This is a genomic window from Allomesorhizobium aridi (assembly GCF_043769475.1).
Taxonomy (GTDB): domain Bacteria; phylum Pseudomonadota; class Alphaproteobacteria; order Rhizobiales; family Rhizobiaceae; genus Allomesorhizobium.
The window spans coordinates 4,263,822-4,275,580 of sequence record NZ_CP171729.1; the positions used below are offsets into that span (position 1 = coordinate 4,263,822).

At 65.7% G+C, this 11,759-nt stretch carries 6 protein-coding genes; 3 read left to right on the forward strand and 3 right to left on the reverse strand.

The window, feature by feature from the left end; all coding sequences use genetic code 11:
- Positions 1-17: 17 nt before the first annotated feature.
- Both ACG873_RS23070 and purH read left to right on the forward strand, forming a co-directional pair.
- On the forward strand, positions 18-1,727 hold the full coding sequence (locus ACG873_RS23070) for a heparinase II/III family protein (RefSeq protein ID WP_394887945.1): 1,710 nt from the start codon (positions 18-20) through the stop codon (positions 1,725-1,727).
- A 111-nt stretch (positions 1,728-1,838) separates the two neighbouring features.
- Positions 1,839-3,455, forward strand: coding sequence for a bifunctional phosphoribosylaminoimidazolecarboxamide formyltransferase/IMP cyclohydrolase (purH, locus tag ACG873_RS23075; RefSeq protein ID WP_394887947.1), 1,617 nt, complete (start codon positions 1,839-1,841; stop codon positions 3,453-3,455).
- A 42-nt stretch (positions 3,456-3,497) separates the two neighbouring features.
- Here the strand turns inward: purH and ACG873_RS23080 are convergent, their stop codons facing one another.
- Positions 3,498-4,895: an MFS transporter gene (locus ACG873_RS23080; RefSeq protein WP_394887948.1), complete on the reverse strand. Its 1,398-nt coding sequence runs from the start codon at positions 4,893-4,895 to the stop codon at positions 3,498-3,500.
- A gap of 149 nt (positions 4,896-5,044) precedes the next feature.
- Positions 5,045-9,829: an NAD-glutamate dehydrogenase gene (locus ACG873_RS23085; protein ID WP_394887950.1), complete on the reverse strand. Its 4,785-nt coding sequence runs from the start codon at positions 9,827-9,829 to the stop codon at positions 5,045-5,047.
- Positions 9,830-9,946: 117 nt separating this feature from the next.
- On the opposite strand from ACG873_RS23085, the gene ACG873_RS23090 reads away from it, so the two are divergent.
- Entirely contained in the window at positions 9,947-10,510 is a 564-nt protein-coding gene (locus tag ACG873_RS23090; protein ID WP_394887951.1) for a peroxidase-related enzyme, read from the forward strand.
- A gap of 72 nt (positions 10,511-10,582) precedes the next feature.
- On the opposite strand, the gene ACG873_RS23095 is transcribed toward ACG873_RS23090, so the two are convergent.
- Positions 10,583-11,194: a LysE family translocator gene (locus ACG873_RS23095; protein ID WP_394887953.1), complete on the reverse strand. Its 612-nt coding sequence runs from the start codon at positions 11,192-11,194 to the stop codon at positions 10,583-10,585.
- Between the last annotated feature and the right edge of the window lie 565 nt (positions 11,195-11,759).

Here is an 11,759-nt window from a genome sequence, read left to right on the forward strand (position 1 = left end):
GTCCGGAGGGTGACTTTTTGGCAGTGGCTGCAGGCAATACGACGCGTCTCTGGGCGCTCGTTGCCAGGGAGTATTGGCGCCGGGCCCGCCGTCGCCTGCGCGCCGGCCCGGTCTATCGCTGGCGCTATACCGGCCGCACGCCCGAGCGGGTGCTGATCGCGCCGCCGGATCTGCGCCTGGCCGATCCGCAGATCGCGCTTGAAATCTACTATGGCCGCTTTCCGTTTTCCGGCCACATGGTCGAGACCGGCGGCCGCTCACCCTTCCAGATGGAGGTGGCCAATCGCGGCTGGCAGAAATCGCTGCACGGCTTCCGCTGGCTGCGCCACATGCGCGCTGCCGGCACCGAACTCGCCGCCGCCAACGCCCGCGCGCTGGTTTCCGACTGGATCGCGATCCATGGCGGCCGCATCTCCGGCGTCGCCTGGGAGCCGGCGACCACCGCCAAGCGCATCATCGCCTGGCTGCAGCATTCCTCCGTGGTACTGCAGGGCGCGGAACTGCCCTTCTACCGTGCCTTCCTGAAATCGCTGGCATTGCAGATCCGCTACCTGCGGTCGATGGCGCGTGAATTGCCCGACGGCAAGGCGCGGCTGCGCACACGCATAGCGCTCGCTTTCGCCGCCCTGTCGCTGCCCGCACCGTCATCGGCGCTGCGCAGCGCAACGCGCAATCTCGCCGAAGAACTCGAACGCCAGATCCTCCCCGATGGCGGCCACATCTCGCGCAATCCGATCGTGGTGCTGGAGCTTCTGTCGGACCTCCTGCCGCTGCGCCAGACCTACGCCAACCAGGCCGAATCGCCCCCGGCAGCCCTTATCGGCGCGGTCGAGCGCATGCTGCCGGCGCTGCGCTTCTTTCGCCATCAGGACGGCAGCATCGCACGCTTCAACGGCATGGGCGCGACCATCCAGGACCGCATAGCCGCGATATTGCGCCACGACGACACGGTCGGCGCGCCACTGCTGCACGCCCCGCATTCCGGCTACGAACGCCTCTCGATGGGCGAAACCACGGTCATCGCCGATACCGGCCTGCCGCCGCCCATCGACGTCTCGGTTGCTGCCCATGCCGGCTGCCTGTCCTTCGAGATGTCGTCGGGGCGGCATAATTTCATCGTCAATGCCGGCGTCGACACCTATGGCGCGGCGGATTTCCGGCCGCTGGCGCGCGCCACCGCGGCGCATTCGACTGCCACGATCAATGATACCTCCTCGGCGCGCTTCACCCATTCCCCGCGTTTCGACCTGCTAGGCTCGCCGCTCATCGGCGGCCCACGCCATGTCCCCTGCGAGCGCATGGATTCGAAGGGCATACAAGGCTTCGTCGCCAGCCATGACGGCTATGTGCCGGCCTTCGGTATCTATCACGAGCGCGAGCTTTCGCTTTCCAGTCAGGGCGATGTCCTCACCGGCACGGACCGTTTCCTGCGCTCCGGCGGCGCGCCCGTGCGCGACAACGGCCGCGATCAGGTGGCTATCCGTTTCCACATCCACCCGGATATCGAGCTTTTCCGCAACCGCGATGGCCGCTTCGTCCTCGCCGCGCCGCGCGCCGACCGCTGGACGCTGACCTGCAACGAGGTCGAGCCGCAGGTCGAGGAATCGATCTTCTTCGCCGGTCTCGGCGGGCCGCGCCGCAGCCGGCAGATCGTGCTCGCCTTCAAGGCCTCGCAATTCGGCGAAGTGCGCTGGCAGCTGACGCGAACCCGCCCCCCGGCAGACTGACCGAGCGAAGCATCTCCGCGATTGACGTTCCTCTTCCATCCGTCGTTTGATTTCCGGTAACGTTATGCTACGGGCCCGCGACAGCGCTTTCGATCCGGAAGGACCCCCGCCATGGCCGTCGCCTCGAAAAAGATTCCCGCCCCCGATCTCGTGCCGGTCCGTCGCGCGCTGCTGTCGGTTTCGGACAAGACCGGGCTGGTCGATTTCGCCGCCGCGCTGGCGCATTCCGGCGTCGAGCTGGTTTCCACCGGCGGCACCGCCAAGGCGATCGCGGCTGCCGGCATTCCGGTGCGCGACGTTTCCGACCTCACCGGCTTTCCAGAGATTATGGACGGGCGCGTGAAGACGCTGCACCCGGCCGTGCACGGCGCGCTGCTCGGCATACGCGACGACCCCGAGCACCAGGACGCGATGCGCGAACACGGCATCGAGCCGATCGACCTCGTCGTCGTCAACCTCTACCCGTTCGAGGATGTCCGCCGTTCCGGCGCAGACTACGCGTCGATCGTGGAAAACGTCGACATCGGTGGCCCGGCAATGGTCCGCGCCTCGGCCAAGAACCACGCCTATGTCGCCATCGTCACCGACCCGGAAGATTACGCACCGCTCCTCAGCGCGCTGGAGATGAATATCGGCAGCCTGTCGCTGGAATTCCGCCAGAAGCTCGCCGCCAAGGCCTTTGCCCGCACGGCGGCCTACGATGCGGCGATCTCCGCCTGGTTCGCCGAGGCGCTGGAGATAGAAAACCCGGCCTGGCGCGCCTTCGGCGGCAAGCTCGAAAGCGTCATGCGCTACGGCGAGAACCCGCACCAGCAGGCCGGCTTCTATCTGACCGGCGACCGCCGCCCGGGCGTCGCTACCGCGCGCCAGCTCCAGGGCAAGCAGCTTTCCTACAACAACATCAACGACACCGACGCCGCCTTCGAACTCGTCGGCGAATTCGATCCCTCGCGGTCGGCTGCGGTCGCCATTATCAAGCACGCCAACCCCTGCGGCGTTGCGGAAGGAAAGTCGCTGAAGGAAGCCTATCTGAAGGCGCTGGCCTGCGACCCCGTCTCGGCCTTCGGCGGCATCGTCGCCATGAACCGCCCGCTCGATGCCGAGGCCGCCGAGGAGATCGTCAAGACCTTCACCGAGGTCATCATCGCCCCCGACGCCAGCCACGACGCGAAGGCGATCGTGGCGTCGAAGAAGAATTTGCGGCTGTTGGTGGCCGGCGGCCTCCCGGACCCGCACTCACCCGGCATCACAGTCAAGTCCGTCGCCGGCGGCCTGCTCGTGCAGGGCAGGGACAATGCGGTGATCGCCGCCCGCGACCTGAAGGTCGTCACCAAACGCACGCCGACACCGCAGGAAATAGCCGATCTGCAATTCGCCTTCCGCGTCGCCAAGCACGTCAAGTCCAACGCCATCGTCTATGCAAAGGACGGCGCGACCGTCGGCATCGGCGCCGGCCAGATGAGCCGGGTGGATTCCTCGCGCATCGCAGCGCGCAAGGCGCTCGACGCCGCCGATGCGGCAGGCCTGGCCGAGCCGCTGACCCAAGGCTCCGTCGTCGCCTCCGACGCTTTTTTCCCCTTTGCCGACGGGCTTCTGTCCGCCATCGAGGCCGGCGCCACGGCGGTCATCCAGCCCGGCGGTTCCATGCGCGACCACGACGTGATAGCCGCCGCCGACGAGCACGGCATCGCCATGGTGTTCACCGGCGTGAGGCATTTCAGGCATTGAGGCGCGGCGCCTAACCCTCCCCGCAACGCAAGGGGAGGGTATTCACGCCCGCGCCACCTCATATTGCCTGCTCTTCACCCAAGGCAGCAGCACCAGCCCGACCATGAAAAGCGCGATGATCGGCGTGACGCCAAGGCGCTGCGCATCCTGGTTCGACAGGTCGAGCGCTTCCGACGCGAAGAAGGCGGTCGCGAACGCGATCGCCAGCGGCCCGATGAAGCTGGTCGCGCGGCCCGACAGCGCGTAGAGGCCGAACGCTTCGGTCACCTTGTCCTTTTCGACCTGATCCACCAGCAGCGTGCGTGACGCCGCCTGGATCGAGCCGCCGGCAGCGCCTATGAACGCGCCGGCGATGTAGAACATGATGTCTGGCACGTTGGTCTGGCTGCCCTCGGCCGCGACTGTCATGAACAGAACCTCGGTACGGGTCGTCGAGATCACCAGGATGCAGCAGATCGTCAGGATCACGATCGAGCCGCTGACCACCGCCTTCGGCCCGAACGCCTGGTCTGCGCGGCCCCCGAGCCAAGCTCCGATCGCGCCCGTCAGATTGGCGATGATGCCGAATATGCCGATCTGCACGATCGACCAGCCGAGCACGCCCGCCGCGTAGATGCCGCCGAACGAATAGAGCGCGTTGAGCGCGTCGCGGTAGAACATCGACGACATCAGGAAGCTGAAGTAGCTGCGCTCCGAAGGCAGGCGGCGCATTGTCTTGCCGAGTTCGGCCAAGCCGCGCGACACCGCGCCTTTCACAGCCGCCTTGCGCTTGACATCTGGTGTCCACAAGAACATCGGCAGCACGAAGATGACGTACCAGATTGCGGTGAGCGGGCCAGAAGCGCGATCGCCCTCGCGAGTGGCGGCGTCAAGCCCGAACAACGGCTCCAGTCCAATCAGCGTCTTGCCGGTGACGGGCTGCCCGGCCAGGAAGCCGAGGACGATGATCAGCGAGACCAGCCCGCCGAGATAGCCCAGCGCCCAGGCCGAGCCCGACAGCCGGCCGAGCTCGGCGCGCGGCACCAGGTCGGCCATCATGCCGTTGTTGAACACCGCCGCGAATTCCATCCCCACCAGCGCCAGCACGATGGCGACCATGATCAACGCTGTGCTTTCCATGCCCGGCACGGCATACCAGAGCAGCCAGCAGCCTATGACGCCGATGACTGAGAAGCCGAATACCCAGGGCTTGCGCGGGCCGGATGCATCGGCGATCGCGCCTAGAACCGGCGACGAGAAGGCGATCAGCATCCCGCCTATGCCGGCTGCGTAGCCCCAGAGTTCCTGGCCCCGCGCCGCATCCGAGGCGACCGCGGAGGCGAAATACGGCGCGAACACGAAGGTGATGATCAGCGTGTGGTAGGGCTGCTGCGCCCAGTCGAACAGCATCCAGCCCCATATGCCGCGCCGCGTCGCCGCGTCCCGCTTTACCTCGACCATTTCGGCTTTTCCTCCAGGAGTCTGTTGGTTCGCACTGCCGAAGCATGTGGCGTGGTTTGTCCAGAACGAAGCGGAGCGTACTACAACAGGCGAGCATCGGAAGCGGCCCAACCCGCACCGGATGACCGGCAGGAGAGATGCAATCGACTCTAGATCCCCGTCAGGTCACCCATCAGCCCGGACGCCACCGACAGGCGCGACACGGTGATGTCGCCGCCCTCGGTCAGCGCCTGCAGCCGCTCGCGGGTGCGCGCGATCCGCTCGCCTCCGGCTTCGAGCCAGCGCGCGACCGGGTCGTCGGACTTGCCGAAAGCCGTCAGCGCCGCCACCGCGATTCCGCGCCTTGCCGCGCCGATCATGTCGGTCGCGCGCGACAGCGCCAGCCCGTCATAATACTCAGGCGGCGAGATCGAGCGCGCGGCCTCCTCGATGCGGGCAATGCGGAACGCCTCGCTCACCGCAAAGAACGCCCGCGCCGCCGCCACTATATCGGCCTTGGCCGTCCTGGAAACCAGCGCGATATCGGGGATCAGCGCCGCCACGTCGATCAGCGCCAGCCTGTCGGCAAGCATTTCCGGCGCGCCAGCCACGACAAAGCCCAACCGGCGCTCGGCCAGCTTCGCCGCCGTGAAGGACGGCATCAGCTCGGCGAATTTCGGCTCCAGCGCCTTGCGCGCTTCCTGCAGCTCGCCGATGCGCTGGCCGAGCGGCGCGGTTCCCGTGTCGTTCTTCAACAGCCAGGCGCTCGTATTGTAGATCAGCCGGCCTACCGTCTGGTAGAGGTCGAGCTGCACCTGCCCGTCAATCTTGTTGTCGAGCGCATCGATTTCGCCGTAGAGCGACGCCAGCGAAAACCCGTCCCGCACCACCGCGAAGGCGCGCACCACATCGTCGGCCTGGCGTCCAGTCATATCTTGCAGCCGGCTAACGAAGGACGGGCCGCCGCGATTGACCAGATCGTTGGCGACGACGCGTGTGATGATCTCGCGGCGCAGCCTGTGGCCGCGTATCTCGGCCGTGTATTTCTTGTCCATGCGGTCGGGGAAATACGCCATCAGGTCGCGGTCGAAATGCGGGTCGTCCGGCACGGAGCTCGCCACGATGTCGGAAAACAGCACGATCTTGGCGTAGGCGAGCAGCACGCCGAGTTCCGCCCGGGTCAGCGGCTCGCCGCGCGCCTCGCGCTCGGCCAGCACGGCGGGCGACGGCAGCGTCTCGACCGCCCGGTCGAGCAGCCCGCGCGCCTCCAGCGCGGTCATGAAGCGGGCCTGGTGCGCGAGGTCGGCGAGGCCGCGCCTGCGCTGCAGCGACAGCGCCAGCGTCTGCTGGTAATTATTGGCCAGCACCAGCCGGCCGACTTCCGCCGTCATTTCGGCGAGCAGCTTGTTGCGCGCCGGCCGCGTCAGCGACCCCTTGCGCATGGCCGCGGCCAGCGCGATCTTGATATTGACCTCGACGTCCGACGAGTTGACGCCGCCCGAATTGTCGATCGCATCGGAGTTGCAGGCGCCGCCGCGCAGGCCGAACTCGATGCGTCCGCGCTGGGTCACGCCTAGATTGGCGCCCTCGCCGATCACCTTGGCGCGCAATTCCGCCGCGGTGACGCGGATGGCGTCGTTGGCGCGGTCGCCGACCTCCTGGTTGCTTTCGCCGGTGGCTTTCACATAGGTGCCGATCCCGCCGAACCAGAGAAGGTCGACATCCGCCTTCAGGATCGCGTTCATGATCTCGGCGGGCGAGGCGACGGTCTTTTCCAATCCAATCGCTGCGGCCGCCTGCGGCGGCAGCGTCACCGACTTCTGCGCCCGCGAAACAATGATGCCGCCGGGTGAAAGCTTCGACTTGTCGTAATCCTGCCAGCTCGAGCGCGGCAGGTCGAACATGCGCTTGCGCTCCGCCATCGATGCGACCGGATCGGGATTCGGGTCGATGAAGATGTCGCGATGGTCGAAGGCGGCGATCAGCCGCGTCTGGTCGGAGAGCAGCATGCCGTTGCCGAACACGTCGCCCGACATGTCGCCGACGCCGACGGTCGTGAAGGGCTGCGTCTGGATGTCCCGGTTCATCTCGCGGAAATGCCGCTTCACCGCCTCCCATGCGCCCTTGGCGGTGATGCCCATCTTCTTGTGGTCGTAGCCGGCCGAGCCGCCGGAGGCGAAGGCGTCGTCGAGCCAGAAGCCGTGCTCCTGGCTGATCGCGTTCGCCGTGTCGGAGAAGGTCGCCGTGCCCTTGTCGGCGGCGACGACGAAATACGGATCGTCGCTGTCGCGCCGCACCACGCCTTCGGGCGGAACCACCTTGTCGCCGTCGAGATTGTCGGTAATCGAGAGCAGGCTGGAGACGAAGTTGATGTAGGCCTTCTTGCCGGCCTCGAACGCCGCCTCGCGGGTTCCGACTATCGGCGAGCGCTTCGGGAAGAAACCGCCCTTGGCCCCGACGGGCACGATCACCGCGTTCTTCACCTGCTGCGCCTTCACCAGGCCCAGCACCTCGGTGCGGTAATCCTGCGCCCGGTCCGACCAGCGCAAGCCGCCGCGCGCCACCGGCCCGAAGCGCAGATGGACGCCCTCTACCTCCGGCCCGTACACGAAAATCTCGCGCCACGGCCGCGGCTCCGGCAGCCCGTCGATCGCCCGCGAATCCAGCTTGATAGCCAGCGACTGTCCCTTTTCTTTCGTTTCGGGAACGAAATGATTGCTGCGCAACGAGGATTCAACGAGATTGAGGTAGCGCCTGATGATGGTGTCGTCGTCGATATTGGGCACATCCTCCAGCGCATCCTTGATCTTGGCCTTGAGGTGCCGCGCCGTCACAACACCGTCGCGCTGCGCAGCCGGGTCGAACAGCGCCGCAAACATCGAATAGAGCCCGCGCGCGATATCGGGATAGCGGTTGAGCACGGCCGCGATGAAACCCTGGCTCTGCGGGATTCCGGCCTGCTGCAGGTAGCGGCCATAGGCTCGCAGGATCGCGATCTCGTTCGACCACAGGCCGGCCGTCTGGGCGAGACCGTTAAAGCCGTCATTATCGGCGTCGCCGCGCCACACCGACAGGAACACGTCCTCGAACAGCTTCCCGCCGTCCTTGAGGTCTATCGCCTGCCCGAAGGCGTTCTCCAGGTCCATGTCGTGCACGAACACCAGGCCGGTTTCGCGTTCGCCCACCTCGAAGGTGCGCTCGCTGATCACCCTGAAGCCGATATTCTCCAGCACCGGCACGCGGCGCGACAACGCCACCGGCGAGCCGAAATGGTAGATCTTCAGCGCCGCCTGTTCGGGCTTCTGGTCGCCGTGCCGGTAATAGTCGATGGCGATCGGATTGGCCTCGTCGAGCGCGGCGATGCGGCGGGCGTCGACCAGCGCCTCGGCCGCCGAGAAGCTGCCGCGATAACTTTCCGGAAATTTCGCGGCGATGGCCGACAGTTCCGGCCCTGCGCCCGAAGCGTCCGCCGCATCCCGCAACGCGTCCTCCCAGGTGCGGACGATGTCGCGGACTTCCGCTTCGATCTTCTTGGGGTCGACCTTCGGCGTCTTGCCTCCGGAGCGGCCGATGATGAAATGCACCCGCGCCAGGCCGCCTTCCGGGAAGGCGGGATAGTAGGCCGACAGCCTCCCCTCGAACACGTTCTTCAGGTAGTCGCCGATGCGTACCCGCGCGCGGCTGTCGTAGCGGTCGCGCGGCACGAACGCCAGGATCGAGACGAAGCGGTCGAACTGGTCGACCCGTACCAGGGCCCGCACGCGCGGCCGCTCCACCAGCCCGAGGATCGCTTCGGCATGCTTGCGCAGCGTCGGCACCGTGATCTGGAAAAGTTCGTCGCGCGGATAGGATTCGAGCACGTTGATCAGCGCCTTGCCCGAGTGGTCGCCCGGGTCGAAGCCGGATTTGGCGATCACCTTCTGCGCCTTGGATCGAAGATAGGGGATCTTCATCACCGAGCGCGTATAGGCGGTCGACGTGAACAGGCCGACTATGCGCAGTTCCCCCGAAAGCGCGCCCTTCTTGTCGTAAGTCTTGACCCCGATGTAGTCGAGATAGATGCGGCGGTGGACGACCGACTTGGCATTGGCCTTGGTCACGATCAGCGGATCGGGCCCGTGCAGGAAGGCGCGGATTTCGGGCGTCGTCGTCGCGCCTTCGATCTCACGCCGCAGCACCATCACGTTGGGATCGTGCAATATGCCCAAGCCGGGGCTGGATGCGCGCTCCAGCGTGCCGCTCTTCTCGCCGCCCTTGTAGGCAAACTCGCGCATGCCGAGAAAGGTGAAATTGTCGTCGCGCAGCCATTCCAGGAACGCTATCGCCTCCGTCACCGCGTCCTTGTCGAGCGGTATCGGGGCATAGCGAAATTCCAGGATCGCCTGGTCGAGCCGCGCCAGCATCGGCTTCCAGTCGCTGACCGCGTGGCGGACCTGCCCGAGCACGCGCGCCAGCCTGTCGCGCAGCGCATGGGCCTCTTCTGTGGAAAGCCTGCCTATATGGACGTGGATGACGCTCAGGCGATCGGCGTCGTGGTCCTTGGCAAAGCCGCCGTCGCCGAGGATCTCCTCGACGCCATGCTTCCCGTGCCTGACCACGATCACCGGATGCGTGACCAGCGCCGGCTCGCCCGCCGTGTCGGTGATCTCGCCCAGCACCGAATCGAACAGGAAGGGCATGTTGTCGTTGACTACGGTGATAACCGTCACCGGCCGCCCGTCGCGCACCATGCCGGCGGCGCTGTCGATTGCGATGACGCTCTCGCCCTTGTGGTGCTTCGTGACCGCGCGATAGGCAAGTTCGGCGGCCTTGGCGAGAACGGCAGGCTCATAGGCGGCGACGTCTTCGGCGGGCGTGCGCGCATGCAGGTATTCCGCCAGCCGCGCCGGCCCGTCTATTGCTTTAGGTGTGGGGAGTCTCGGTGCCGCCGCTTTGGCCTTGGCGCTGGATGCCATGATGCTTAAACCTCCCCCGGTCCCATGCTTTTGCGTCTATCGTAGCAGATGAACCGCATTTGGCGACACGCGCATTGGCGCAAAATGCAAACTTCTGATGAAAGGGAGATGACGGCCATGAACGAGCGCATCCATGCACTGGAGCTTCCCGCCGCCGGGTTGAGCGAGGCCACGCAGGCCTATTTCGCCAAATGCGAGGAGAAGCTCGGGATCGTCCCGAACGTCCTCCTCTCCTACGCTTTCGACGAAAAGAAGCTGCGCGCCTTCACCGACACCTACAACGACCTGATGCTCGGCGATTCCGGCCTGTCCAAGCTCGAGCGCGAGATGATCGCGGTCGTCGTCTCCTCGATCAACCACTGCTACTACTGCCTCACCGCGCATGGCGCGGCGGTGCGCCAGCTGTCCGGCGATCCGGAGCTGGGCGAGATGATGGTGATGAATTACCGCGCGGCAGCGCTTTCGCCGCGCCACAAGGCGATGCTGGATTTTTCCGCCAAGCTCACGGAAGAGCCTGCGAAGATCGAGGAGAGCGACCGCGCAGCGTTGCGCGAGGCCGGCTTTTCCGACCGCGACATCTGGGACATCGCCTCCACGGCCGCCTTCTTCAACATGTCGAACCGCCTCGCCGCTGCGATCGATATGCGGCCCAACGCCGAATATCACGCAATGGCGCGGTGACGCTTCTCCCCGTCGCTATAGGGAGAAGATTTCGGCAGGCAGGGCGGCATGCGCTTATGCCCGCAGCCACTCTCACCGCGTCGCGATAGCCGCCGCCGCACCCGCCATGGTGGTTGCGCTGACCCGGTTGGCGATCTTCATGGCCCGTTGGCTCTTGAGCAGTTTTCGCGCCTGCGCGGCAGCGATCACCCAGACGGCGTCGATGGCGATGAGCACGACGGCCATGGTCAGCGTCAGCTCCAGCCAGCCGACCAGCGTCACCGAAGCGAGGTCGATGATGGTCGGCAGCAGCGCCAGGTAGAACATCATGATCTTGGGATTGCCGAGCGTCACCGCCATGCCGGCGAAGAACAGCCTGAAGGGCGTATCTTCGCGCGGCATGTCGCCGTCGCGGACCGCGACCGGCGCGGTCCACATTTTCCAGGCGAGATAAGCCAGGTAGGCGACGCCGGCCCATTTCACGATGACGAATGCAACATGAAAGGTCTGCGCCACGAAGGCCAGGCCGAACACGGCCAGCGACAGCCAGATCGCCTCGCCGATCCACATCGCCGCAAGGAAGGGCAGCACGTCGCGGAACCCTTTGGAAATCACCCGCGCGACCAGCGCGGCGATGCTTGGTCCTGGCGACCCCGCGGCGACAAACAGCGCGCCCGCGAAGATGAGAAGCGAGGTGAGTTCCATTGCGATGCTCCGTTGACAAGCTGCCTCATGATAACCTGACGGTTGGCCTGAGGGAATTGCCCCCGTGCCGGCAAGTCGCAACGGCTGCGATTGGCGCGATTGTGTTGAAGAAGTCGCCGCGTTTTTTCAACAGAATCGGCGCGAAACTGGCTATCCATTCGTCATCCTCGGGCGGAGCAGGAGCAAAGCGACGCAGCGGAGAGACAAGGATCCATGCTGTATCGTCGCGGCAGTGCTCCGGCAGTCCAGAACGCGATTTCCCGAAAGCGGCAACGACACCCACTCACGAAGTGTGGACAAAGCCAGTCCGCTCCTGGTCGATTTTCGCCGCTGCCGAAGTTTCCTTGCAACGATTTCAAGCGCTTGGCGATTTGGCAAAGGAATCTTTTATCCACACCCCCTGCCACTTCCACCATACTGCATCCCGGCAGCTTGCTGGTGGGAACGGGTGTGCACGACCGGCATCCAGGCAAGTGTGGCGCCGGAGATGATCCCCGCATGGTCGTGCGGGGCGCTCCGGCCCCGGGTCGAACCTGTGCGCCCGCTCCTTGTCCCAGAATACCGG

Bases quoted from the DNA above. Each gene is read 5' to 3' on its own strand.
- ACG873_RS23095 (WP_394887953.1), bottom strand. From the start codon at position 11,194: ATGGAACTCACCTCGCTTCTCATCTTCGCGGGCGCGCTGTTTGTCGCC.
- purH (WP_394887947.1), top strand. From the start codon at position 1,839: ATGGCCGTCGCCTCGAAAAAGATTCCCGCCCCCGATCTCGTGCCGGTC.
- ACG873_RS23080 (WP_394887948.1), bottom strand. From the start codon at position 4,895: ATGGTCGAGGTAAAGCGGGACGCGGCGACGCGGCGCGGCATATGGGGC.
- ACG873_RS23090 (WP_394887951.1), top strand. From the start codon at position 9,947: ATGAACGAGCGCATCCATGCACTGGAGCTTCCCGCCGCCGGGTTGAGC.
- ACG873_RS23085 (WP_394887950.1), bottom strand. From the start codon at position 9,829: ATGGCATCCAGCGCCAAGGCCAAAGCGGCGGCACCGAGACTCCCCACA.